A 25,718-nucleotide genomic window follows, 5' to 3' on the forward strand; every position below is an offset into this window, starting at 1 on the left:
TTTTTCTTTTTAGCGTGACTTTTAAAACAATTACTTAATAAAGAGTGTATTAATATAAGCTTACTGTTGATTGGTGAATGAAGGCACGGCAGAATATCATTAATGTTGTTGCTACACTTTCGTTAGGTCTGAATCCAATCATGAAAAAAATATTTACTATCAGTATGCTAGCTGCACTTACTGGCTGTATGTCGACACCGCACACTCAAGCACCGATTGAAACAATTAATCAATCTAATGCAGAACAAACAATGAAACCTATTGATACCGTAGCGGAAGTCGATCCAAGTGTTGTGTCTGAACCTTTGTATTTATCCAGTGACTCTGTTGCCATTAGTGAAAAACAACTACCAACAGAAACGACACCTTCTATTGAACATACCGTGACTGAAACCCCAAATACACAGACAACAGCGATAGAGCCTGAGCAAAATATAGCACCAGCTAATAATTCTGAGGTTCAAACACCTAATGATATGGTAGATATCGTGGGTGAAGATCATCAAGTCTCATCACAACGTATTTCTGAAAACACTCAGGACAAAAATTTAGCTGAGGCTACAACAGAAACTACAGCGACAGTTGCGACGGCAGTAACAACTGATCAAGCGGAAGAAAAAACAGTTGAAAATACGCCACAGCCTGAAGTTGTGAATGAACAACCGACAGAAGCCACGCCAAATACGCAGCCTATTGATGAAACACAAAACGCGGTTGATAAAGAGACGACGACAGAAGAAACTGCTGTAGGAGAGAAAACAACAGCAGTTAAAGGATTTAGCATTCAACTCTTAGCTATGCGTGAAACGAATGAGTTCAAACCTTATTTAAGTCAGTTACCAGCGGATCAACCTGCATGGCTAAATGATAAGATGATCAATGGTAGTAGTGTTTATACCTTGTTATATGGCCATTACAAGGATTACGAAACCGCAAAAGCAGCACTGGCTGCCATGCCACAAAAAGTGGTTCAATCAGGCGCATTTGTTCGTAATCTCGCAGATATTGAAGCAACACAATATCCAACATTACAACGTATTCGTTAAGCATTTCACATCACAGATTATGTTGAGGAAAAGTCATTTATTACGGTAAATGACTTTTTTATTGCCTTAAGTTCAGCAGATACATGTAAGCACTGTGTTAGAAGCGTCGATTTACTAAACAAGTAACTAGCTAAATTTAAAATAAATCACGATTCGCGATAGCAGAGGGTGCACAGTATCGAATTTTTTGATTACTATGTTATTCAAACAGACTTTGATGATTTTGCATTGGTTCTATTTGTATCAAAGTTATTAATTATTTCACGTTGGCTGCATCGAAAGCTAACGGCGTTTACAAGGGATGATGATGAGCTCTATCCATGTTTTATTATTATGCGGCGGCGGTAGCGCTGAGCATGAAGTTTCTCTCGTATCAGCAAACTTTATTGAAGAGCAGCTAAAAACGATCAGCGGTGTTACTTATACTCGTGTTGAGATGACTAAAAATGACGGCTGGTTAGACGCTGAAAATCGTTCTTGCGAGCTAAATTTAGATAAAACATTGATTGTTGGTGATCAAGAAGTTGTGATCGATTATGTCATTCCTTGTGTTCATGGTTTCCCAGGTGAAACGGGCGATCTGCAATCTTTACTGACAATCGCTGGTCTACCTTTCTTAGGGTGTGGAGCAGAAGCAAGCACAAATTGCTTTAATAAGATCACAACAAAACTGTGGTTTGATGCGCTAAACATTCCTAACACACCTTATGTTTTCCTAAGTGAAAACAACCAAGAATCGCATCAAGAAGCACGTGATGCGTTTTCTAAGTGGGGTAAGGTCTTTGTTAAAGCGGCTTGTCAGGGATCATCTGTTGGTTGTTACTGCGTAACGACTGAACAAGAACTAACAGATGCTGTTAATAATGCGTTTGGTTACTCTGATCAAGTACTTATTGAAAAAGCGATTCGTCCACGTGAACTAGAAATTGCAGCTTACCAATACGGTGACGAGCTAGTGATCACTAAGCCGGGTGAAGTATCTTGTCCGACTGATAAATTCTACAGCTACGAAGAAAAATACAGCGTTGATAGTGTATCAACCACCATGGTTGAAGCCGAGAACTTAACGGAAGAGCAAATTGAAGCGATCCGCACTTACGCACGTAAAGCGTTTGTACAAATGAAGCTGAAAGATCTTTCTCGTATTGATTTCTTCCTTAGTGAAGACAATGAAATCCTACTTAACGAAATCAATACCTTCCCTGGAATGACACCAATATCTATGTTCCCGAAAATGCTAGAGCATCACGGACATAAATTTGCTGAGTTCATAGAACAATCAATTAAGAGTGCAGTGAAGTAATCATCACCACGTCTAGCTAAATATAAATTAAAGCCCGTTAACATGTTTATGAACAAGTTTACGGGCTTTTTGCTGGTGGATGTTAAGTTATTTATCGCTGTTTTTCTTAGCGAATTTTTTTAATTCATTATCACGTTTACCACGTTGGCCAATATATTGCGCAGGCATAGCTGGGCTTCGCCAACGTCCTTGATGCTGAATTTGACTAATAGATAGACCTGAATCGGCTAAATCTTGGCTTGCACCAACACGGGGTGATTGTCCTGAGAAAATGACATCAGCAGGTAAATCTAACTCTTGGCTTGCGCGACGGAACACACGGTAAATTGATGAGTGATCCAGTGGTTTATCGCCAATATTACTGTGTCTATCAATACGCCTAAATACAAAGCTGTCCATAATCATGCCGAGTGTTAACCAGCGTTGAACCGCTTTAGAGGCTAAATCACTAAGGGCAATAATGCGATCGTTAACTGTGATGTTGATTAACCCCGAATCTTCTATTTCAATATGATTTATTGTAAGTGCAGCGACTTCTGAACGCTTTAACATTGCCTCAAAGGTAATAGCCCAAATTGCCATATCTCGGACATCTTTGGGTTTTGTTGATAGGGCAAAGATATCAAGTAATGCCTGTAAATGATTATCTCTAAAGCCTTGTGCATGGGTGTAATCATCATGTTTATCTAACCGCTGCTTATGCATTGCGAGCTTAATTTCTTGGCTTTGACATGGATTAGGTAGGGCATGACATTTGTGAATTAGTCCTATAGTGACAATGTAACGTTTTAGGCTGGCTAATTTACGTGACTCTGCCATTTTTTCGATAAATCGATGCACTGTTTCGGCTGTTGCAGGTAATGCTGATACCTTATTCCTTTCGCAGAATATTAAAAAGTGGTTCCAATCATTTTTAAACGCCACCAAGGTATTTTCAGCGTAACTATGATGGGTAAGTGATTGCCAAATAGCGATGTTATCTGCCACTTGTTTGAACTGAGTAATGCTTTTGGCACGCTTTTCATCACAATCAATAATTGGAATTTTTTTTGCCATAACTTAACACCTAATGCACTATAACTTTATCTCTAAGAGAAATTATAACACTATATGTTAACAAAGTATGCAAACTTTAAACATAAGCCGCTTTAGTAGCATTAAATACTAGTCATAAATAAAACATCATGCTTAAATTGCTCAGCATTTATTTACAAATGGTAACCTTGTTATCATGATGTTGGACTTAACGTTAAACAAGGATCAACAGTATGAAAAAACGGATTTTTCACCGTGGATATACTATTGAAAATACAACGGGCGTTACCAATGAATGGAAATCAGCAATTAAAGGTAACCCTATCAGCGGCACGCTGACTGAAATAAAAAAAAGTGTTGATTGGTGGTTGGACATGAGTACATTCATTCATCCTCAGAAGTTCTCATCTCAATCCTCAAAGCCAGTATCCAATGGTTCATCTGAGAACTATCGTGGTTTTATCATACGTAATGATACTGGTAAGCCTAATGAATGGTATTTGCTTTTAAGAGGGCAGTTATTAAAGGGTAATGCGACATCCATTAAGCAATACCTTGATAAAGTCATTGAGAAACAATCTAAAGCGTAATAAACGACAAAGCCTGCTAATTCAGCAGGCTTTGTTTTAATCGTTATGTCTTAATCTTTGCGTTTTATTATCTAATCGTCAGCATCTTCTTTAGTAACATCAACAAGGTAATCACCTTCAAGCCAGTTACGTCCAATCAAGAGTTTGTATTTTAATTTACTACGATCACGTAAGTTTACAGGAATTGCTTTGCTCTGACCGTTCCAAATCAGATCCATTACAACGGCATAACGACGCTCGACACCTTGCGCATTACGAATTTTACTTACTTTAATAATTTTAGCGGTATGCGTGACTTCCTGACCAAGTTCATTCTCTGTTGTGAAAGTAATATTGTGTCCTAAATTATCATGCATGCCTTGCTTACTGTCATCGTTCTCAGTTTTTCCGTCGATTTTGATATTGTAAGCATTGATAGATGTTGTGTTAGCACCTGTGTCTATACGGGCTTTATAATTAATACCAAGATCGTGTACCTTGATAGTTTCAACGGGACCAACAATGGACTTACCATCACATTGTGGGGCTGCAAAAGTTGTTCCTGAGGCTAGCAAAAGCACCGCAGAGATAAGAATGTTTTTCACACATACTCCTGAAACGAATAATAGATCTATTTATTGATAATAGACTGGATATATCCTTATTGGTTCAAGTGATTGTTAAATTTCATTATAAAGCTTGAATTTTAGGGCTAAACATTGCAAGTGCTTCTTCTATTTCTCTTATACAATCTTGCGTTGGTGTAAAATGCACCGTATTAAACCCGAGTGATTTAGCTGTTTCGATATTAGGATAATGATCATCAATAAAAAGGCATTCATGGGGATTAAGATGATAACGTTGACATAAAAGATGAAAGATTTCAGGCTCAGGCTTCATAGTTAGCTCTTTTCCTGAAACAACACCACCGTCAAAAAATGAAATAAAATGGTGCTTCTCGTATAAGGTTTCAAAAAAAGCACTACACATATTGGTTAGATAGTAGGTAGGGTAGTTTTTATCGAGAATTCTAAAAAATAATGCTTCTGTTTCAGGTATTTTTTCCAAACTTAATTGTATGTGGTTGATAAATTCTTCCATGCGTTGGCAAGAAATACCCGTCCGCGCTGCGAATTTCGGAATTTCTTCAGCTAATAGCATAGTACCACGATCAAGCGCTAACCAATCAGAATGAGCGAGCACTTGTTCCATTAGGATATTTTGCTCATCTATAGATTGTGTAAAAGTTTCTACTATTTTCTGTGGATTCCACTGGAATAACACAGCACCAAAATCAAATATAACATTCCGAATCATAAGCTGTTCCGTTTTGTCTTCTTTTCTTGATAATATTAGCTGAAAGCGAATTAGCAAGATTCATGTGTGAACTTGAAAGCTTATTCACAATAACCAAGCAAATAATGAGACTAATTGCATAATGAATGATAACAGTCGTTTAGTTTTCTCAACCGAAACTGGTCGAATTAAAGAAGAAACAGCAGCACCCGTTCGCCCAAAAGGTGATGGTATTGTCCGTATTCAGCGTGAAACTAAAGGTCGCAAAGGCAAGGGTGTTTCAATTGTTACTGGCTTAGATGTTGAGGATACCCAACTAAAGCTCATTGCTGCTGAATTAAAGAAAGTATGTGGCTGTGGTGGTTCAGTAAAAGATGGAAAAATTGAAATTCAAGGCGATAAGCGTGATGTAATTAAAGCGCACCTTGAGAAAAAAGGTCACACCGTAAAATTAGCTGGCGGTTGAGTCTGCAATATAGAAAAGAGGCCATTAGAGGCCTCTTTTGATTTGAAAATATTATTTCTGGCTAAATTGGCCTGTAATATCGTTATAAGTATGCGTTGATTCCATTTCTATGATTTTTGGCGCTTTTAGTCCCTTTAACGCATCGACAATATTCAACTTCATATGTTGAGGCGTTAAGTATGTCTTAAAGTAATAATCTTTGTTTTTAGTGTCAGATACTGAAGTCCATACCGTGTAATCGTGAAAATCTCCATCATCAGTATTTTCTACAATTAAACCTTTTGGAATATCAAAGGCATTTAGAATATGAAATGCACGGAAGACAGCTTCATCTGCGTTCTTTGATGGCAATGAAGAATTCACGAATGTTACAGCACGTACAAATCGACTAGGTGAAGTGTAATCCCCTGGAAGACCGACCATACCTGTACCTTGGCTAATACCTGTTAGTTTTACACCATTAATTTCTATCGGTTTAGTGTTTTCAGGTGATAGTCCAATAAAGTTTCGTACATGCGTTTCATGCCAATCGTATGACGGCGGGTTTGTGACAACACCTAGTTTATTAACATGGATTTTCAAACCATCTTTAGAATACTCAATGACAATTGAATCACCTTTCGCATCAGTAACAGCATAATGCAATGGAGCAATACCGCCAATTTCCTTAATTAGAGTTCCGACAACGGTTATTTTTTCTAGTCCTTTTTTAACTTCATCAATGTTTGCGAAGTTCGCAAGGATATAGTTACCTAACTCCTCACTAGATACTGCTTGAGCCTGATTTTCTTTCGTTAATTCCGAATATTTAGCAACACCTGCAAAATAAAATGCGCCGTAGTACAAACCTTTCTCGTTCATACCATCAACAATTATGTTGCGATCAAAGGCGTTGGCACCACCAAAACCATATTTAGCTTTATAAACAAGTCCCGTTTTATCAGGATTACTTGAAAGTGACTTTATTTCAGTACCAGCAGGAACCATAGCAATATCTGATTCAACATCAAAACCAAATTCCATTGTACGGGCAGGGATTGTTACGCCATCATCACTCTTTAATACAATACCAGTACATGCGGCTGCTGGTAATGAGGTGATAGCCATACCTATACACAGAGGAAGAAGAAACTTTTTCATAATCATTACCTTAATATTTATAATAAATTCAAAACAAAGGTAGTAGAAATAAAAGTAAAAAACCTAAATAACCTCATTAACTGTACTGAAAAGGTGGTTTTGATATTAAATTATTCTTTATGTAAGGTTTTTTATCTTCGTTATACTTTGAATCAGCAATGAAAATGGCTGCAAAAGCAGCCTGTTATAGTATGTTACAGGCTACTCTCGGCAGCCGGCATCAATCATTGCTTGAATATGTGTCCCATAGAAAGTCTCATCACCCTCCCAACCAGCAGGAAGTGCAGCACTAGGCATGGTTTGATTTGCCGCACTTCTTAGAACTGTGTTGCAATAATCAAAGGAAATCCCACCTATCTCATGGCAACTCGCACAAGCACCATCGCCAAGCTCGGCAAAGGCAGGTGGATTTGTCCATCCTTGGGCTGAGATAGGCTGATAGCGAATATTCGGATCAATGTCGTAATCATCGGAAATGTCTATTGGCGTGTCAGGGTGTATTAAGAAAACGTTCTTACCTCTATGGCAGTTAGTACAGTTTTCTGCGAGATTATCACCATTTTGAATATCCGAAATCTTAAACGTTAAATCTTCACCACCTGTAATTCTTCCGCCTGTTTCTTTACTGATATTATCCCAAAAACACGCTTTACCTGTGGTTTGACTTTGGCAAATAATACCAAGAAATTGTATATATTCATTGCCAGAAGCGCCTAAACTCCAACGAGGTAATGCCATACATGCGCCAGCGACACTAGGATCTTCATAGGCATAAACTTCGGTTCTTCTACTAGCAAGAAAATCAGTGGTTGCTGTGCCTTGATGTACCCATAAATCAGAGCCCCAATCGGGTGGGATCGGTACATCATTTTCACGGCAAGTCGCAGTATAATCGTCAGTAGTTTCTGGTGGGATTAAAATGATATGAGTTAACCAAGAACGTTGATTTAGAAACTCAAATAACCAGCTGTAATCACCTAATCGTGAAATAGGGAACAGGTGATGTGTTTGCTTACGGAACAAACGAAAAGAAGGGAAGTATTTGTCTTGCGTCGCTTTATCAGCACTACTTAACATTGCATCAATCATGCTATTGGAAAATAAAACCTTATCAACCTCATTCTTTTCGTCTAGATCTTCAAATGCCTTATAAGCCTCGTTAAATGTATTTTGTTGTTCCTCTGTCAAAATAGGTAACACATCATCAACTAATGCGTCTTGCATAGATAAAACCTGATCTTTATCTAACGTTAACTCGTTACCTACAGCGTCATACAGCTTATCGTAATAACCACTTGATATATCATTGATCAAAAACTTAGGTTCAGGATTATCAGCAGGTTCAGTTTCGGCCTCTGGTGTGCTGGGAAGTTGCTCATCAAGTGTAGGGGTATTAGCGGTTGTTGTATCAACTGCAGCTGTATTTGTTGTGTCATCAGAACTTCCACCACCACATCCTGAATAGGCTAAAGAAGCTAATAACACAAAAAGTGTCGAGTACTTCATCAATTATTCCTGTACTTATTGTTTGCAAAATCAATTACAGAAAGGATAGTGAGCAATAAATGATCAAAAATCGCAGAATTAAGAATTGAGGTAGAGAAACAGGAATGTTCTATAGTGAAGGTGTCATATATAAAAAAAATTTAAAATAATGCCGCAACATAAAAAGCGCTTAACTCAATAAAATACTATGTTGGAACGGTGACTGAAAATGCCAAAAAAATAAAGAGAATAGACATGTCAGAGCTCAACGTTTTTAAACAACCCAAGCCGTTTTATCTCATTTTTTCTATCGAGTTTTGGGAACGTTTTGGTTTTTATGGCATGCAAGCCATCCTTACCGTTTACTTGGTTGATGTACTCGCGATGTCAGAAGCAGAGTCATTTACCTTATTTGGCGCATTTTCAGCATTGGTATTTGGCTCTATTGCTATTGGTGGTTGGGTCGGTGATAAAATAATAGGTACGAAACGCACCATAGTACTGGGTGCAATTGTGCTTATGGTAGGGTATGCACTACTGGGTGTTTCAGCGTCAGGCGAATTTAATAGCAAGGGACTAATTTATATTGCGATGGGGTTTATTACTATTGGTAATGGCCTGTTTAAAGCAAACCCATCCAGCTTGTTAGCTAAAGTTTATGAAGAAAATGATCCGCGATTAGATGGTGCTTTTACCATGTATTACATGGCGATTAACCTCGGCTCGTTTATATCTACATTACTTACCCCATGGATATCTGAGCAGCTAGGTTATGGTGTCGCTTTTGGCGTAAGCTCGATTGGCTTACTTATCACTATCGCTAACTTTCTTGTTAGCCGTCGATTAGTGAGCAACATAGGTTCTCAGCCAGATAAAGAACCTGTTAATTACCGTTATTATTCTATGGTCGTTATAGGTACTATTCTATTAGCCTTTGCGAGTGCGTATTTATTGCAGCACATCTTTTATGCTCACCTTATCCTTGCTGTCGTGGGTGTCACCATTGTGACCCTATATTTTAAAGAAGCATTACAAACGACAGGAATAGAGCGCGCAAAGATGATGGTTGCGTTCGTACTTATGCTGCAAGGAATTGTGTTCTTTGTGCTTTACTTTCAAATGCCAACCTCATTAAATTTCTTCGCTATACACAACATTCAACACAAGATCTTTGGTATCGAAGTACAGCCAGAGCAATTTCAAGCACTCAGTCCATTTTGGATCATGATCTGTAGCCCAATACTTGCCATGGTTTACAACAAAACGGGTGAAAAGTTTTCAATGCCGTTTAAGTTTGCTTTAGGTATGGTGTTATGTAGTTGTGCATTTCTTATATTAACTTTGGGCAGTCATTATGCAGATGCCAACGGCATAATGAGCTCAAATTGGTTAATACTTAGCTACTTATTACAATCTCTTGGCGAACTATTAGTATCAGGGTTAGGGCTTGCGATGATAGCCCAGTTAGTGCCACAACGGATGATGGGTTTTGCAATGGGTATGTGGTTTTTAACTTCAGCAACCGCAGCGGTTATAGCAGGGTGGGTTGCGACATTAACAGCCGCACCTAAAGGGGTAACTGATCCACATACAACGTTAGAAATTTATGGTGTAGTATTTAAAGAAATTGGCGTTATAACTGGTATTATTGCCATAATCACATTAATTATGGCACCTAAACTCACTCGTGTTATACAAGGTAAATAATCAGTTACGCAATTTTACAGTCTGAACACTGGCAATAAGACATCATGGTTTTAACGAAATACATTCCCATATGTTTACCATGCTCATAATCGTGATTTAATGATGTAAGATCACTACCAATAAGCTTTGATTTCAACGATTTGTGCGGGAAAATTTCATAAATATTCACATCATCTGGAGGGTTACTGATAAAGTGTTCACTTTCGCTGTAGCTTTTCTCGTGTAATAACAGCATATCAATTAATGTTGCTGCTTTGGTTTTTGATAAGCCCGCTTTTACTTTATGTAACCATTCATGATTCGCGTTAAGACCAATAGGGTTAGTGCGAATAACAACAATATTTTTAAACCCACGGTTATAGGCTTCTTTAGCAGGAATTGGTGCATTTAAACCACCATCAACCCAATAATGATCATCAGTATAAATAGGCTGGCGGTTTAAAACAGGAATTGCACAAGAGGCTTTTAGTCGCTGATCCCAACAGTCAGAATTTAAATCAAAAAATCCCGCTTGGTGGTGATCAATACCTGAAGCACTCGCAAGAACCGTTTTATTTTGCATATTACGGCGACCGGTTTCCCAGTCTAATTTTAATGTGGTTTGGGTTTGTTCTAATAACCAATCCAAATCCATACCGCCTCGGTTTGAAAACAATTTGGTATAGCTAAAAAACTTCTTCTTAGTAGTGATTTCTGTAATCACACGATAAGCATGTTTTTTTTGTTCACAAATATATGAGGCTAGGTTTAATGAACCGGCAGAAGTACCAATTAATAACGAAAATGGATTAAACTCATGTTCAAGAAACGCATCTAAAACACCTGCCGTAAAAATACCTCGTTGGCCTCCACCTTCAGTAACGAGAGCGATATCTGAAATATTTGTTTTGGTAGCACAAAGAGCTTCAAAATTATTACGACAATATGAGATATGTTTTCCAGTCATAGTAAAATCCATCTAAGTTATAAAATACCGATAATTTACCCCTATAAATTATCGGTAATTGTTTACGCAGCACGAACATGTAAAGGTAATTCACAACCATTTTTTGTTAGTGAAAATTGTAATAGGTTTAAATCACGGCTTCTAAATGCACCTGCACAACTTAATAAATAATAACGCCACATACGATAGAAACGTTCGTTATATTGATCAGATATTTTATGCCAGTTACGTTCAAAGTTTTCACACCATGCCATTAATGTAAGATCATAATCTGGACCGAAATTATGAACATCTTCAATATTCATTTTTCCTTCAAGCGCACTACTTAATTGTGCGATAGATGGAACAACGCCATTAGGGAAAATATATTTATTAATCCACGGGTCAGTTTGAGTCACTGATACTGGGCTACCAATAGTATGTAAAAGGAAAATACCATCATCTTTTAAGAATTTATTAGCACAATCAAAAAACTCGTTATAATTTTCAGGGCCAACGTGCTCAATCATACCAATAGAAACAATGCGATCATATTGTTGAACTGGCTGATATTCACGGTAATCTTCTAAAATAATTCTTACCGGTAGTCCTTTATTATCTGCAATTTTTTGACCTAGTTTCATTTGCTCTTGCGATAACGTTAAGCCATCACAAATAACACCGTATTTTTCAGCAGCATAGTTCATGAAGCTAGACCAACCACAACCAATATCTAATAAGCGCATCCCTGGTTTTAAATCCAGTTTGCGACAAATTAATTCCATTTTATTTTCTTGGGCTTCGTTTAAATTTTTTGCACCTTTCCAATATGCACAAGTATAAGCCATACGATCATCGAGCATATTAGTATATAAATCGTTACCAATATCATAATGGAAAGGCACATCTTCTTTTACACGAGATAGAGATTGATGGTTAATCAAATTCTTTATTTTAGATACGCCAATTTTAGCCGCGATTTTAAATTTATCCGTGCCTGAAAGTTTTTCTTCAATATTTGCACGTAATAGTTTACTTACTAGAATATCAATTCTCTGACAATCCCATAGGTGATCCATATACCCTTCACCAAAGGCAATAGTTCCTTGAGATAAAATATTATCGAAAAGCTTATCGTCGTTAACGATAATATCCCACGGACGGTCACCATTAATTTTAATGTCAGCTTGATTTAAAAGATTAGAAAAAAGTTCTTTATTAGGCATAACAGACCCTGATTATTATTGATAATATCTAATGATTTTTATTAATGCATGTCATTAATTCGTAGGAATAGTATCAAACATATATTTTTATAAAATTTAAAATAGATGAAAGTGATATTAAGTTTTACTAAACATTATAAAGAATTAAACCGACATACATTAAAATACGAATCGTTCTTAAGTTAGAAGTATTATATCGTAGATATTTTTTTCTGTATTTAGAGTTAAAGACACAAAAAATCTAATTTCGGTCATAAGGCCGGAATGATTTTTCTTTGATGGTGTGGAGTTAAAAGAGAATAAAATAAACAGGTAAAGAAGTTAGAATCTATTTTTTCATAAATTAGAACTAGAAAGTGATTAACAAAGATCAAAAAAAACGGCGATCAAACATGTTGATCGCCGTGGCAGTAATTAATTCCAACATAACTTAGCCATGAGCAGCTAAGTTATTTATTTACAAACTTAGGTGCGGGAAGCTTGATAAATAGGTTCGATTGTCTCTGCCAAAGCAGCATCAAACTCATTTTGAGGTTGATCTGCATATAAATCATCGGTAAGTACACGAGAGAAACTTGCAATAATACCGTCGTTTTCAGATAACTTTTCACACGCTTTCATAAGTGGGAAACCACCTGATAAAGCAACTACTCTAATCACATTAGGGTGTGAGATTGTATCTGCATATAAATTAGGCTGCTCTGGAAGAGTGAGTTTTAGCATAACGTAATGGCTAGGGTGTAAATTGTCTAATTGAGACATTAACTCACGATTTAATATAATTTCAGCCTGTGCTTTTTCTGGGCTATCAATGCTCACTTCAGGTTCAATAATAGGTACTAAACCAGCATTGATAATTTGTTGAGCAAATAGAATTTGCTGTGCAACAACATCTCTAATACCTTGTTCATTGGCTTCCCAAATCACAGAGCGCATTTTAGTGCCGAATACATCTTTCGCTTTTGCTTTAGCTAAGAGTTGATCTAGCTCAGGCATTGGTTTCATTAATTGCACGCCATTAGCTTTATCTTCTAAGCCTTTATCGACTTTTAAAAAAGGAACAACACCTTTTTCTTCCCATAAATATTGTGAAGTTGGTTTACCTTCAATTTCACGGTCTAGCGTATTTTCAAATAAGATAGCACCGATGATACGCTCACTAGTGAAGACTGGGCTTGTAATAATACGAGAGCGCATGGCATGAACAAGATCATACATTTGTTCGTCATTATTGTAGTCGGATTCATTAATGCCATAAGCTTTTAATGCTTTAGGTGTACTGCCGCCACTTTGGTCAAGTGCTGCAATGAAACCATCTTGAGTACGCATTTTTTCTAGTTGTTTTGAAAATGTCATCATAATTCCCCCTGGGGCTACTTGTGATTCAATGCCACATGCTTCAGCGTTTCTACAGATTTATTATCTTTCTAACTTGTTACAAACTATAACGAATAATTTTATTGCTGAATTAATAATGTTTGACAATAAAAAACCAAAAACGGTCAATTCGTGTTTTTAGTCCTTACATGCCGATTAAGAATGGCATTTACCTCTGATTTAACATCTTTACGAGTTCTCCATCCCCACAAACGTTCTCTAGCTTTTTTGGCACTGCGTTCGAGATCAATAATAGGATAGAGATAACAGCTGTTGCTATCTAGTTGGTACATCACAACTTCTAACTCTGTAAGAGTCCAAGGCTCAAATAACAAAGGAACAGGGATATTTGCTAATTCAGGTACCCATTTATGGATAAACTTACCATCAGGATCATGTTCCTGTGCTTGCTTAGTCGGATTATAAATACGAATAGTATTAATACCAGTGACTCCAGCTTGCATTTGGAATTGGCTGTAATGAATACCGGGTTCGAAATCCAGAAACAATTGGGCTAGATGAGTTACACCGTCACGCCAATCAATATTTAAGTGATGGGTAAGAAAGCTAACAAGCATTGAACGCATTCTGAAATTGATATAACCGGTGTGATACAAACATCGCATGCAAGCATCTATAAGAGGTATCCCAGTATTGCCTTCTTTCCATGCGTTAAGTTTCATCTTATCTTTCGAGCAACTCTCAGCCAGTAAGCGATCATAAGTGCGATTCATACAAAAAAATTCTATATCAGGCTCTGATTCAAACTTTTGAATAAAGTGGCAATGCCAATGCAGCCTAGATGAAAAAGCGATTAAACTTCGACGAAAGCCTTTTACATTCCAGTGGGCGAGAACTTGTTGATAAACCTGTCTTAACGAAATATTGCCCCAAGCTAAATAGGGAGAAAGTCGGCTACAAGCAGTACGAGATGCTGTTGGGCTGGAAATGGAACGGTAATATTCTTTACCGCGTCGGCTAAAGAAATCATCAAGTGTTTGTAATGCTAACGTACTGCCTCCGGTTTGCATTCCCTGTACACGCTCACGCCATGACTCTGGCGGAGAAAAAAGCATATCAGCCAATTGTTCGGGATAAGTACTAACCCATTTAACCTTATCTAAATTAACCGAAAACACAGGCGCTCGCATAACAAGATTCCAATGCTTATCCCAATTCGTTCGGTTTTTTGCACCTCTTATAACAGCAACTTGCTGAAATTCGTGCCATTGAACCTGTTGCTTATCACACCATGCTTTAATATTAAGATCACGCTCAAAGGTACAACCTAATCCAATTTCTTGATGTGAAAACAAAGCATTAATAGGGTAGTGGTGCATTAAATTATCTAAACATTCAACAGCATTACCGTGAAAGATAAAGACTTGGCTATTTACACAAGCAAGCTGATGATTCATATCTTCCAAGGATTGCCAGATAAATCGCCAATGTCGCTCACTGTAATGAGGATCACTGAGTAACATTGGCTCCATAATATAAATAAGCATTACCGGATAGTCGCTATTTGCAGCTACTGAAAGCGCTTGATGATCGGTAAGGCGTAAATCGCGCTTAAGCCACACCACATTTATTTTTTTCATCAATCTAAACGTTCTTCTATGATTAAAACAACCTTTAGCATTACGAAGTAATTAATCCTTTTTCTCACTTGGCACGTAAACAAACAGCATCAGTCATTACGATTAATGTTAAAACTAAAAGGGGAGACATATGATGACAATGCCACTAAGTAAACTAGAAAAATTCTTCTATATCGATAAATTGGTTGTTCACTCGTTAGACCTATCACTGTATCAAGCATCAGTGGTTATAGATGGTCAAGAACATTACATAACGAATGAAAAAGGTGATTACATCAGAGCGATTTCTGTTTTAGAAATACAAAAACTATGTAGAAAATTAAAAGTAAAAAGCTGGGTGCTTAGGCAGCAAAGTGCTTACGATGAAATGATAGGTATGCCAGATGGCAAACAAGACAATACGTTAGAAGTCCCACTAAGCAATAATAAGCTTTATTAAATACGCTAATGGTCATTATAGGGAATAAGAAATGACGTATTTTTCTTATTATTTTAAATTATTATCAACAATTAAAATAAAACGGTAATCAATATACTGAATTACAAACAGATCTATTCATGGCGTGAATTGGGATGTGATGGATAAAAGCGTTTTGCTGTAAATAAATACGAGTTTTTGCTAAATAATCAGTATGTTCTATTCATATTGATGACTAATGGGTAATGTTTCAAAAATAAAAAGTTAGTATTATCTAATATCTATTTTTAGAACTGTCTATTCTCTATAGAATAAAAGTCATAATACTAACTATCGAAAAAAGCAATATCTTGCTTATTAAATTGCAATAATAAGCGATTATATTAGTAGACGATAAAACATAGCGGCATCACTCATGTCTTCATATCGCCTTAAAAACTTATTAAAAGCTAAATTAAAAAAGACGTTACTATTGTCCTTAATAGCATTACCGATCACAGCATCTGCACACACGCATTCTGAAAATTATATTCGACTTAATAAAAAACATAATTCAAATACATATCACCATGTTGTAACTCACCATAACAGTCACAACATTGAACATAAAAATAGCAAAACAGCGAAGCACAGTGAGAAACATGAAACGCATCATGTGACTCATAAATCGCATTATTCGCATCGTCTTAGTCACTCAAGCCATCATGCTAGTGCAAAGAAACACAAAATCCCTGTCGATTACTACACCTTGAAAGGGCATTACGTACATCACAAATCATTTTGGTCTGATGTCAGGAATTTGAGGCTTCCTCAAAAATGGCGATCCAAGATTTGGCATGCCTATTCACATTGGGCACATACACCGTATCTCTATGGTGGTAACACACATCATGGTATTGATTGCTCTGCATTTGTTCGTCGAGTGTTTGCTGAGGTTTACCATGTACATTTACCAAGAACCACCTTACAACAAGTAAAACTGGGTTATAAAGTTAGAAAAGAAAACCTTCATTATGGTGATCTCGTCTTCTTTAAAACTGGTGGTTGGCATCATCATGTTGGAATCTACTTAGACCACGGACGTTTTGTGAATGCGACAAGTTCACGTGGTGTTGCTATATCCAATATTAATCATCCATATTGGCGTAAACGTTTATGGCAAATACGTCGATTAGTTGATCAATACCATCCCTCCTAAAAGATCAACTCACATGGATGTGATTATATATTCAAAATTGATATATAAATTAGTAGTAAATCATTGTTTAATCTAAATGAGAGAGCGTTAAGTCGCTCTTTTTCAGTTTAAGTGCTTGTAATTAATGAGTTGGGATGGGGAACATTAATATATTTTTTAACTGATATTTTAAACGGTGTATTATTTTTCGTATTTAGAATTGAATATATCGTTTTACTAGAGTAAATTCTAATCGAATTATAGGCTTTTTCAGATTAACCTAAAAATGCATTAATTTTATTTATTTTTTACACATATTCATTCATAGCTATTAACAATCATAGTTAATAGCTATTAGATATTGTCGGGGAATTTTATATTAATATTTAATTTTTAATATAAAAAATAAATATAAATTTTAAGTTATAAATAGCTTGAGTAAATATCTATGAAAACACTTATTATTACAGGGACTAGACCCGAAATAATAAAAATGGCACCAGTATATGCTGAATTTAAAAAACAAAATAAGTGGGTTGAATGGTGCCATACAGGGCAACATGACACGCTTGCAGAGCAAACTTTTCGAGTTTTTGACATCAAACCAGATTATTTCTTTCAACGCCCAGAAGGAAATACATTAACGGATTTAGTCTCTGGTTTAATGGTAAATATTCAATCGGTATTACAAAAGAACAAATACGACTGTGTACTCGTTCATGGTGATACAAGCTCTACATTAGCCGGTGCTATGGCTGCGTTTTATGCTCAAATACCCTGTATTGGGCATGTTGAAGCTGGTTTACGTTCTGGGAACTTACATCATCCTTTTCCAGAAGAATCAAACCGAACCTTAGTCGCTCGTATTGCAAATTTGCATTTTTCTCCAACAGAAATGGCAAAGGAAGCATTACTTGCAGAAGGTGTAAAACCTGAATCTGTAATAGTGACAGGTAATACAGCAATTGATGCGCAAAAATTATTATTAGACAAAGGTATCATTAACCTTGAAGCGACTAATACAGTGCTTGTTACTGCTCATCGTCGTGAAAATTGGCTTTCTATTCCTACAATTAGCGAAGCAATTAAGAAACTTATTAAATTAAAGCCTGAATTACGCTTTGTTTTGGCGGTTCATCCAAATCCAACGGTTAAACAAGCTGTGATAGATAATTTAAGTGATGTTGAAAACCTATCAATTGTCGAGCCGCTAGACTATTTGGCCTTGCAGCAGACTCTCGCTTCATCTGTAATGACTATGACAGACTCTGGTGGTATCCAAGAAGAAGCGCCGACTTATGGAACGCCAGTTGTTATTTTACGAGAAACGACAGAGCGCCCAGAAGCTCTAAATTTAGGATTATCTATATTAGCGGGTGCGGATGATAGTAATCGTATTGTCGATGCAGCGTTGACACTGTTGTTTCAAGGGAAATCTGAAGATTGTCTAAACCCATACGGTAAAGGCGATGCATCAGCCCTTATTTGTAAGCGAGTGCACGAGTTCTAATCATGGATATGTTCGATTATTTTCTCTATTACTTATATGGCTTACGCGTTGTTCTGTTCGTGACCATGGTGATTTTATGTATTTGTGGTATCGATGACTTGTTCATCGATCTCTACTATTGGATACGCCATTTTTGGCGAAAGGGCACCGTTTATAAAAGATACTCACGTAAAAATGTTGATGATCTTTATCAAAAAGAAGAGCAGCCATTAGCGATCATGGTACCAGCATGGCAAGAGTTTGGCGTAATCGATAAAATGGCAGAGCTGGCAGCATCTCGCTTAGATTATGAAAATTATCAAATTTTTGTTGGTACTTATCCTAACGATCCTGAAACCCAAGCTGATGTTGATCGTGTTTGTGCACGTTTTCCTAACGTACATAAAGTGGTGTGTGCTCGCCCGGGGCCAACCAGTAAAGCAGATTGTTTAAACAACATTATTTCATCAATTATAGAGTTTGAGAAAAAAGCAAAAATCGAATTTTCAGGTTTTATTCTCCATGATTCAGAAGACATTGTTTCACCAATGGAATTGCGTCTTTACAACTACTTATTACCTGAAAAAGACCTGATTCAGTTACCTGTTTATCCTTATACCCGTAAATGGTATCAAATGACACCTGGTCATTATGCTGATGAATTCGCTGAATTACATGGTAAAGATGTTGTTGTCCGAGAAGCAATAGCAGGACAAGTACCCAGTGCTGGTGTCGGCACTTGTTTTAGCCGTAAAGCGATTTTAAAACTATTAGTCGCAGGTGATGGTTTACCGTTTGATGTTCAATCATTAACGGAAGACTACGATATTGGTTTACGGCTGAAGCAATGGGGAATGAACGAAATCTTTGTACGTTTCCCTATTATTGATAAAGACCAATCAACACTTAAAGAAGACTCTTTTGGGGTATCACTGCATGACGGTAACGTGGTCTGTGTGCGTGAGTATTTCCCTACAACATTTAGTACAGCAGTCCGTCAAAAAAGTCGGTGGATTATTGGTATCGTTTTCCAAGGTTTTAAAAACACAAAATGGACTAGCGATTGGAAGTTAAATTACTTTTTATGGCGTGATAGAAGAGGCTTTATTAACAATACGATAGGCTTTCTATCTATGCTTATCTTTTTACAATTAGTGGGACTAACAATTTATTCCTACCTTGTGAAAGATGGCTACCATTTTTTATCTATAATCGCTAACGATAGGACCACTCACATTCTTTTAGTGATTAATACCTTATTGTTTATCAACCGCTTATTCCAACGTTTTTTCTTTGTAAGTCAATACTATGGATATTTAGAGGGCGTGCTATCACTACTACGTTTATGTTGGGGCACTGTTATTAACTTTGCTGCTAACGTTCGTGCAATTCGACAAGTCATTCAACAAGGTGATGCAAGGCGTGTTGCGTGGGATAAAACCACCCACGATTTTCCAAGCATTCAAGATGAAGTACGAAAAAAGCCGATTGGAGAGATCTTAAAAGAAAACAAGAAAATATCGGAAGAAATGCTTAATAGTGTATTAATCAGTATGCCAAAAGACCGCTTACTCGGCTCTTACTTAGTTGAGCAAGGTATTGTGAGTAATGATGATTTAAGTAAAGCAATTGCTGAACAATTTGAATCTGAATTTGAACACTGTGATCCTTTTGATTTAGATCCTGCACTTATTGAATTGTTACCTAAAAAACTGGCATTGAAGTACTCGGTACTGCCACTACGAAAAGATGGTGAGATGCTCGTGCTAGGTAAAGAAATGTCATTAAGCCCTGTAGCGTTAGCAACGATAGAAAGACGATTAAAGTGCCCCGTAAAATCAGTGATTACGACTAATGGTGCCGTGACATTAGGTTTACGCTACTGGTATTTAGAACAAAAAGAGATTAACCCTCATAAAGTGATTGAAGAAACCGTTGGTAAGAAAAGTCTTACCCAAGAGGCTTACAACACCTTGATAGATCAGTACTTTGCTACACAGAGTCAACTAGGTCAGTGCTTGTTAATGAGTAGACAAATAGAGTCAGCGGTGCTGAATCAGGCAATCCTTGCTTATGAAAAAGAACATGAGCAAAGTTTTGGTGCATTTTTAATTAAGCACCATTACGTGTCAAAAGAAGCCATAGACAAAGCATTGGAGCTTCAAGCTTCACAGCAAATGAATGTTAATCACCTTATTAATGAATGCAAACAGTACTAATGAATAACTTCAAAAGAACATCAATCGCTATGGCTTGTGCATTTATGAGTGTCAATGTACATGCAACAGCTAACATTTTTGCGCATCTTACAGATTCAGAGCATTTTCGCACTTATCCGTATATTGATAAGGCGTATCAGGAACAAAAAAACAAACAATACAATGCAGCATTGGCAGAAGTTGATCACGCACTAATTATTGTTCCTAACCATGTTCCTTTTTTAAAATTTGCTTATCAATTAGCAGTAAGTGCCGGTAAGCCGATTGAAACGCAATTAAAATATTTAACCAAAATACCAAAGAGTGAGAGGGGCAATGACGTTCTCAATATATGGTTGAATAACGCAAAAAATGGCAAGTTTTACACGCAGGAGCAGTTGAAAAAAATTGCTGATACGCTAACAACAACACAAATGCAGAGTTTGTTTGCTAATAACCTATACAACTTAGATAAACAATATGGCTCAACCAAAGCACTACAATGGTCATATAATAAGCCAGATAGATATAAGTCGTTAATAACGCTTCGCTATGAAGCTTATCATTTATATTCAGACAAAAAGTATGTTGAAGCACAACCAATACTTGATTCAATTTATCAATCACACTCGAGTAATCAGACGGATTTAAAATATCTAGCTCTTACCACGTTAATGAATGGTAATGAGATAAAGGCGCTGACTTATGCGTCTAAACTTATTTCACTTAGTGATCAGCAAGAGTTTTACAACCAATATATTGAACATTTATTGGCGACATACCAATATAAAAAAGCACGAAAAGAACTAAATCGTTTACATGACAATAATGAGCTTTCTGGTGAGTTAATTAAACAACGAGATTACTTAAATTCATTAGACGAACAAGTCATTAATGAATTTGCCGAAATGACTCCTTGTTTGAAGCAAACTATGAATGGTATATCTGAAGATAATACCACACAGGCTAAAATAATATTGAAGCAATGTGACCCACAGATAGACTCAACAATGTGGATAAAACTTGCTGATAAATTGGGTTTATATAGCCAAATTGAACAAATTGACTTTAAGAAGAATAGTGCTGAAAAATTGAAAACAGTCGTGTTATTAACACACTACAAGAACCAACGAGCATGGTCGAAGATAATCAATTTATTAAAAGATAACGACCATCGTGAGTCATTTGGCAGAGAGCTTGCGTATGCTTATTCAAAAGTAAAACAATACAGTCAATCAGCCAGAGTATCTTTTCATATTTACAAAAATGATCAGCATAACTCTGATTTAGTTCATGCGGTGTTTAATGCATTACAATCTTCAAATGGGGATAAACTCGCAGCATCAATGATTAAATACGGCTTACAAACAAATAAACAAAAGCTACTGGCCGATCGTAAAATCGTTAATAACATTCTAGATATTGCTCAACGTAATATTACATTGTTTACCCCGCAAATCATTGCGGATGTAAACAGAAATAAAGTGACATTGTCACCTCAAGTTTGGCAGTTACAGCATCAATGTAAGATGGTTGATGGCTTGGTAACAAATAATGACTACTTAAACCAAGCGATCGCATATTGTGAGGTTAATAGTGATCCACTGAAAGCTGCTAAACAGTATCAGGCTACAATAAAAAGCTCTCCGACAGTTCAACAAGCATTAGTTTTAGCGCAATGGTTCGCTAAGGCAAAAGCTTATAAGTTGAGTGAAACATACTGGCATAAGGTAGTACGTAATACGTCAGATCTTAAAAACCTACCACCATACTCACGTTATTTATATATAGAAACGATGAATGAAGTAGGGCAAACAAAGCGTGCAAATCAGGACTGGTTAGAATCAAACTTTGAAAAACAGAATGAACAGTGGTGGCAACTAGGCATCGATATTGCAGAAAAAATGGATGATAAAGCCGCTGTACTATCACGTATCGAGCAAGGGGTTGATCACACGCAGTCATCGGAATTAACCAAAGATTTTGCTGAATACATAGCAGAAAATAACGATACCGAATTAGCAAAAAAATTGTTTGAAAGCGACAAAACAGGTAACGCGAGTGCGCTATTAGGCTACCAAACTTATCAAAAAGACCCAGAATTAGCACAGCAGGCGTTTGCTAATGCATATCAACATCTGAAATATAAAAAAGATGTCAATATGACTGCACAATATGCTGATATCGCAAATAAAAACGGTGATACAGAACTTTCATCACAGCTCTATAAAGCAGCTATTGATCAGGAACTAACTAGCCCAGCACCAGACAAGAAATTGATTAATTACTTACAAAGATCACATAAAAACATCAATTTAGGCTGGAAATATAATGTTGCGGGTTGGATTGGGACAGATCAACAACAATCAATGCCAGGGGTATCTAGTAGTACGGGTAACTACTTCTTATACAGTGATGCTAAATACTATTTTGAACATCCGTGGCTACCACGCAGCGCAGTCTCTATCGCAGCATTAAGTAATGGGGGATTTGCTAATGCATCATCAGGCAATACCACAGACTTGGATTTATCGTATCAAGTCCAACCTATAGCAAGCCATGATACTTATTTAAAAGCCGGTGTTCGCCAACGAGTGATAGGTGATGACCATAAATTACGGCCTTATGTACGTGTTAGTTCAAACGTACTTTCAAACGATAAATGGTCAAAAGCATGGAAGCCTGATCTAAATCATTGGTTATATCAGAGCGTTTATGCTGATGGACTATTATACCTAGATAATATAAATGACTATATTTTGTTTGGTCGTTACGAAATTGGTCAAACATACAAGATGAAAAATGATTACCAACAAAGACTTACGCCATATACATTTATACAATGGGCCGACGACAGTGACAACACATCTACTGTGGCTGGTGGAGGAGCAAGTTGGAACTGGAATTCACATTACACCAAATACAATGGGTTAGACGTAGATTCAGAAGTAGGTCTTGAATGGCAACATACATTACAAAGTTCACAGGGAAACAAATCAGGCGATGCTGTCTTACTGCGTTTTTCCTTATCTTTTTAACCAGCTGTGAGCAAAAAGCAGATGGTCAAGATCTTAGTATTTTCTATCAACCGCTTAATCAAGATCGTGGTATATCACTACAACAATGGAAAGATTTTGGTAAAGAAATCAGTGGTATAGGTATAAAAAATGTCGTCATTCAATGGACGCAATATGGTAATGAAGCCTTGGGAGAGTCTCACGGCTGGTTAGCGCAGCGTATGGAAGCGTTGCAAGATGACAATATAAAACTATGGGTCGGATTATATTCCGATCCTAATTATTTCCGTGAGATACATACCAATGCTACTGAGCAAAAAGTGTATTTAACAGAGTACTTTAACAAACTGCATAAATCATACGTGCAGTGGAAAACTTGGTTAAGAATACACTCAAGCAAAGTGCAAGGTTTATATTTGCCGTTAGAGTTATCAGATTACGATTTCAAAACACCAGAACAAAGAGAGCAACTGGCACAAATCCTAAAGCAGCAAATAAAACTGTATGACGAACCATTAATGATCAGTCTTTACTTATCAGGCCAATTACCTCAAAGCCAGATAAAACAATGGACAGATCAACTTACCAACTTAGGTTTAATTGTCTACGTACAAGATGGTGCGGGAACACAAGCATTATCGACAGATGAACGCCATGCTTACTTAGATGACTTAGGCTGTAATGTAGGCATTATCCGCGAAATCTTCGTGCAAGATAAAGCGGCTAAAAGTTTCAAAGCCGATCGTGTGAGTAAAGAAAAATTCGACAGCATTTTGAATGAAGAAACATGCCATCCAAACACCATGTTTTCGTTACGTTACTTACCGAGCAATTCCAACCCATTAAAATTGGTTGGCGAAAAGTAAGTTCATCCATTTACAACAGTAAAGCCTCAAATAAAATGTAACTGCTTGAAAAGTAGTAGTGATTTTCTTTAGGGCTTTTCTCAGAAAATACATATATCAATATAAGACATATCGTAAAGTTGCTATTGTTTTATAAATTTTCAAGTTTAAATGGATTTTGATGTGGAATATCTAGATTTAGTGTATTTTCATTTAGTTACAGTCGTTCTTGCTTTTCTCATTGGAACTTATTTACTCATTAAACGAAAAGGGACTAAAAATCATAAGATCCTTGGCAGATTATATATGGTGTTGATGTTATTAACGGCAATATCAACATTGTTTATTCCAGCTCAGGTTGGGGGTTTTATATTTTATCACTTTGGCTATATACATATCCTTAGCTTTATTACGTTATATACAGTCCCAGAAGCATTCATTGCTATCAAAAAAAACAATGTGGAAAAACACCGTAATAGCATGATTATTTTATACGTATCGGCAATATTAATTGCAGGGACGTTTGCTTTCACGCCAGGAAGATTATTACATACTTGGCTTTTTGTTTAGGCTGCTTAGAAAGCAATATGACAAGGTGTTTGAGTCGCTGCATGTAAGTGAAGAAGCCAACGATAGCATATGAGATATTCATACAAACCCAACTATACACAGATTTCGTTCGTTGCAAGCAATGTATGAAAAACGCTGATGATAGGAAGCAACCGAATTGCGGGCTTGCTATAACGAACATGCTATCTAGTAAAAGCATCGACGAAAGCTCTTTGATTTACTGATATGGCTGGCTTGTATAGGTCTGCAGATATTTCATTTCATCGGCCATGACATGCAATAGATATTCGTTTCTTGAAATATGTAAGTTTGTCTAAGCCATATAGTGATTGAAATAGCTCAGTAATTTATACAGAGGCATTAGTTAGTTTTCCATGGTAATTCCAAATAATCCTTGTTCAAGAATGCATAGCGTTCGCAGAACAAGAATTATTGATGGTAATTACCTATTTTATGGTAAATACGCAATACTGTTAAATGACCCTGTAACAAACTAAAACTATCAATAAATCAGCAGAGTAGAGCAATACATGTGACACCTTAGTTTGGGTTTTATGATAGATAATAATCTAGATATCCTATTTAACATAAGGTACATAATGCGTACCAAAGGTATAGTTCCCAAAGTAATGGTATTTGCCTTAAAAACGGCTATGTTTAGTCTGAACCTATTTGAAATGGCGTGTTTAACGCTCATCATATCTTCGCTTTAAAGATTCAAATCACAGATGTTCTTAGACGAACTTAAATCATGCTGTTACTGATGTTTAAATTTTAACGATTTGAATCTCAACCATCTCAATCGCCGAAGTTTATCACGTTGCTGTA

The 25,718-nt window shown here is 36.6% G+C and carries 21 protein-coding genes; 12 read left to right on the top strand and 9 right to left on the bottom strand.

Going from position 1 to position 25,718, the window contains the following annotated elements; translation table 11 throughout:
• Positions 1-140 precede the first annotated feature (140 nt).
• Together CTN01_RS13755 and CTN01_RS13760 are read left to right on the top strand one after the other, a co-directional pair.
• Entirely contained in the window at positions 141-1,046 is a 906-nt protein-coding gene (locus CTN01_RS13755) for an SPOR domain-containing protein (protein ID WP_045148957.1), read from the top strand.
• 307 nt (positions 1,047-1,353) lie between these two features.
• Positions 1,354-2,349, top strand: coding sequence for a D-alanine--D-alanine ligase (locus CTN01_RS13760; protein WP_045148886.1), 996 nt, complete (start codon positions 1,354-1,356; stop codon positions 2,347-2,349).
• Between the two features lie 87 nt (positions 2,350-2,436).
• On the opposite strand, the gene CTN01_RS13765 is transcribed toward CTN01_RS13760, so the two are convergent.
• The gene (locus tag CTN01_RS13765) at positions 2,437-3,405 is read right to left on the bottom strand and encodes a tyrosine-type recombinase/integrase (RefSeq protein WP_045148888.1); all 969 of its coding nucleotides are present in this window, start codon (positions 3,403-3,405) and stop codon (positions 2,437-2,439) included.
• Between the two features lie 212 nt (positions 3,406-3,617).
• Between CTN01_RS13765 and CTN01_RS13770 the strand changes: the two genes are divergently transcribed.
• A complete protein-coding gene (locus tag CTN01_RS13770; protein WP_045148889.1) occupies positions 3,618-3,974 on the top strand; it encodes a DUF3319 domain-containing protein in 357 nt (118 codons plus the stop codon).
• Between the two features lie 71 nt (positions 3,975-4,045).
• Here the strand turns inward: CTN01_RS13770 and CTN01_RS13775 are convergent, their stop codons facing one another.
• Together CTN01_RS13775 and CTN01_RS13780 are read right to left on the bottom strand one after the other, a co-directional pair.
• Positions 4,046-4,558, bottom strand: coding sequence for an ATP-dependent zinc protease family protein (locus CTN01_RS13775; RefSeq protein ID WP_045148891.1), 513 nt, complete (start codon positions 4,556-4,558; stop codon positions 4,046-4,048).
• Between the two features lie 85 nt (positions 4,559-4,643).
• Positions 4,644-5,270: an HAD family hydrolase gene (locus CTN01_RS13780; protein WP_045148893.1), complete on the bottom strand. Its 627-nt coding sequence runs from the start codon at positions 5,268-5,270 to the stop codon at positions 4,644-4,646.
• Between the two features lie 121 nt (positions 5,271-5,391).
• Here CTN01_RS13780 and yciH point away from each other — a divergent pair, with 121 nt between their 5' ends.
• A complete protein-coding gene (gene yciH / locus CTN01_RS13785) occupies positions 5,392-5,715 on the top strand; it encodes a stress response translation initiation inhibitor YciH (protein WP_005365278.1) in 324 nt (107 codons plus the stop codon).
• A 51-nt stretch (positions 5,716-5,766) separates the two neighbouring features.
• On the opposite strand, the gene CTN01_RS13790 is transcribed toward yciH, so the two are convergent.
• Positions 5,767-6,855: a choloylglycine hydrolase family protein gene (locus CTN01_RS13790; protein WP_045127429.1), complete on the bottom strand. Its 1,089-nt coding sequence runs from the start codon at positions 6,853-6,855 to the stop codon at positions 5,767-5,769.
• A gap of 201 nt (positions 6,856-7,056) precedes the next feature.
• Positions 7,057-8,361, bottom strand: a complete 1,305-nt coding sequence (locus CTN01_RS13795) for a hypothetical protein (protein ID WP_045148895.1) — start codon at positions 8,359-8,361, stop codon at positions 7,057-7,059.
• Positions 8,362-8,595: 234 nt separating this feature from the next.
• On the opposite strand from CTN01_RS13795, the gene dtpA reads away from it, so the two are divergent.
• Positions 8,596-10,047 (top strand): dipeptide/tripeptide permease DtpA, encoded by a 1,452-nt coding sequence (gene dtpA, locus CTN01_RS13800; RefSeq protein ID WP_045082062.1) that lies wholly within the window; start codon positions 8,596-8,598, stop codon positions 10,045-10,047.
• A 4-nt stretch (positions 10,048-10,051) separates the two neighbouring features.
• Here the strand turns inward: dtpA and CTN01_RS13805 are convergent, their stop codons facing one another.
• From CTN01_RS13805 to CTN01_RS13820, 4 genes are all read right to left on the bottom strand, one after another.
• On the bottom strand, positions 10,052-10,993 hold the full coding sequence (locus CTN01_RS13805) for a patatin-like phospholipase family protein (protein WP_045082063.1): 942 nt from the start codon (positions 10,991-10,993) through the stop codon (positions 10,052-10,054).
• Between the two features lie 62 nt (positions 10,994-11,055).
• Positions 11,056-12,198, bottom strand: coding sequence for a cyclopropane fatty acyl phospholipid synthase (cfa, locus tag CTN01_RS13810; RefSeq protein ID WP_045082064.1), 1,143 nt, complete (start codon positions 12,196-12,198; stop codon positions 11,056-11,058).
• Positions 12,199-12,663: 465 nt separating this feature from the next.
• The gene (locus tag CTN01_RS13815; RefSeq protein WP_244156036.1) at positions 12,664-13,557 is read right to left on the bottom strand and encodes a fructose bisphosphate aldolase; all 894 of its coding nucleotides are present in this window, start codon (positions 13,555-13,557) and stop codon (positions 12,664-12,666) included.
• 143 nt (positions 13,558-13,700) lie between these two features.
• Positions 13,701-15,176, bottom strand: coding sequence for an FAD-binding domain-containing protein (locus tag CTN01_RS13820; RefSeq protein WP_045148899.1), 1,476 nt, complete (start codon positions 15,174-15,176; stop codon positions 13,701-13,703).
• A 133-nt stretch (positions 15,177-15,309) separates the two neighbouring features.
• On the opposite strand from CTN01_RS13820, the gene CTN01_RS13825 reads away from it, so the two are divergent.
• The 7 genes from CTN01_RS13825 to CTN01_RS13855 all read left to right on the top strand — a co-directional run bounded on the left by CTN01_RS13825 (position 15,310) and on the right by CTN01_RS13855 (position 24,890).
• Entirely contained in the window at positions 15,310-15,615 is a 306-nt protein-coding gene (locus CTN01_RS13825; RefSeq protein ID WP_045082067.1) for a DUF6482 family protein, read from the top strand.
• Positions 15,616-16,009: 394 nt separating this feature from the next.
• The gene (locus CTN01_RS13830; protein ID WP_045148901.1) at positions 16,010-16,792 is read left to right on the top strand and encodes a C40 family peptidase; all 783 of its coding nucleotides are present in this window, start codon (positions 16,010-16,012) and stop codon (positions 16,790-16,792) included.
• A 427-nt stretch (positions 16,793-17,219) separates the two neighbouring features.
• Positions 17,220-18,281 (top strand): non-hydrolyzing UDP-N-acetylglucosamine 2-epimerase, encoded by a 1,062-nt coding sequence (wecB, locus tag CTN01_RS13835; RefSeq protein WP_045148902.1) that lies wholly within the window; start codon positions 17,220-17,222, stop codon positions 18,279-18,281.
• Positions 18,282-18,283: 2 nt separating this feature from the next.
• The gene (locus CTN01_RS13840) at positions 18,284-20,479 is read left to right on the top strand and encodes a glycosyl transferase family protein (protein WP_045148904.1); all 2,196 of its coding nucleotides are present in this window, start codon (positions 18,284-18,286) and stop codon (positions 20,477-20,479) included.
• A complete protein-coding gene (locus tag CTN01_RS13845; RefSeq protein ID WP_170096466.1) occupies positions 20,479-23,496 on the top strand; it encodes an NfrA family protein in 3,018 nt (1,005 codons plus the stop codon). The genes CTN01_RS13840 and CTN01_RS13845 overlap by 1 nt, the downstream gene beginning before the upstream one ends.
• Positions 23,418-24,341: a DUF4434 domain-containing protein gene (locus CTN01_RS13850; protein WP_045148908.1), complete on the top strand. Its 924-nt coding sequence runs from the start codon at positions 23,418-23,420 to the stop codon at positions 24,339-24,341. Before CTN01_RS13845 ends, CTN01_RS13850 begins: the two co-directional genes overlap by 79 nt.
• Before the next feature lie 162 nt (positions 24,342-24,503).
• Positions 24,504-24,890, top strand: coding sequence for a DUF2306 domain-containing protein (locus CTN01_RS13855; protein WP_045148958.1), 387 nt, complete (start codon positions 24,504-24,506; stop codon positions 24,888-24,890).
• The last annotated feature ends 828 nt before the right edge of the window (positions 24,891-25,718 follow it).

It is taken from the genome of Photobacterium angustum (assembly GCF_003026365.1).
Classification (GTDB): Bacteria; Pseudomonadota; Gammaproteobacteria; order Enterobacterales; family Vibrionaceae; genus Photobacterium; species Photobacterium angustum.

Coding starts and splice junctions, on each gene's coding strand:
- CTN01_RS13755 (WP_045148957.1), top strand. CDS start 141: ATGAAAAAAATATTTACTATCAGTATGCTAGCTGCACTTACTGGCTGT.
- CTN01_RS13760 (WP_045148886.1), top strand. CDS start 1,354: ATGAGCTCTATCCATGTTTTATTATTATGCGGCGGCGGTAGCGCTGAG.
- CTN01_RS13765 (WP_045148888.1), bottom strand. CDS start 3,405: ATGGCAAAAAAAATTCCAATTATTGATTGTGATGAAAAGCGTGCCAAA.
- CTN01_RS13770 (WP_045148889.1), top strand. CDS start 3,618: ATGAAAAAACGGATTTTTCACCGTGGATATACTATTGAAAATACAACG.
- CTN01_RS13780 (WP_045148893.1), bottom strand. CDS start 5,270: ATGATTCGGAATGTTATATTTGATTTTGGTGCTGTGTTATTCCAGTGG.
- yciH (WP_005365278.1), top strand. CDS start 5,392: ATGAATGATAACAGTCGTTTAGTTTTCTCAACCGAAACTGGTCGAATT.
- CTN01_RS13790 (WP_045127429.1), bottom strand. CDS start 6,855: ATGAAAAAGTTTCTTCTTCCTCTGTGTATAGGTATGGCTATCACCTCA.
- CTN01_RS13795 (WP_045148895.1), bottom strand. CDS start 8,361: ATGAAGTACTCGACACTTTTTGTGTTATTAGCTTCTTTAGCCTATTCA.
- dtpA (WP_045082062.1), top strand. CDS start 8,596: ATGTCAGAGCTCAACGTTTTTAAACAACCCAAGCCGTTTTATCTCATT.
- CTN01_RS13805 (WP_045082063.1), bottom strand. CDS start 10,993: ATGACTGGAAAACATATCTCATATTGTCGTAATAATTTTGAAGCTCTT.
- cfa (WP_045082064.1), bottom strand. CDS start 12,198: ATGCCTAATAAAGAACTTTTTTCTAATCTTTTAAATCAAGCTGACATT.
- CTN01_RS13815 (WP_244156036.1), bottom strand. CDS start 13,557: ATGATGACATTTTCAAAACAACTAGAAAAAATGCGTACTCAAGATGGT.
- CTN01_RS13820 (WP_045148899.1), bottom strand. CDS start 15,176: ATGAAAAAAATAAATGTGGTGTGGCTTAAGCGCGATTTACGCCTTACC.
- CTN01_RS13825 (WP_045082067.1), top strand. CDS start 15,310: ATGACAATGCCACTAAGTAAACTAGAAAAATTCTTCTATATCGATAAA.
- CTN01_RS13830 (WP_045148901.1), top strand. CDS start 16,010: ATGTCTTCATATCGCCTTAAAAACTTATTAAAAGCTAAATTAAAAAAG.
- wecB (WP_045148902.1), top strand. CDS start 17,220: ATGAAAACACTTATTATTACAGGGACTAGACCCGAAATAATAAAAATG.
- CTN01_RS13840 (WP_045148904.1), top strand. CDS start 18,284: ATGGATATGTTCGATTATTTTCTCTATTACTTATATGGCTTACGCGTT.
- CTN01_RS13845 (WP_170096466.1), top strand. CDS start 20,479: ATGAATAACTTCAAAAGAACATCAATCGCTATGGCTTGTGCATTTATG.
- CTN01_RS13850 (WP_045148908.1), top strand. CDS start 23,418: ATGGCAACATACATTACAAAGTTCACAGGGAAACAAATCAGGCGATGC.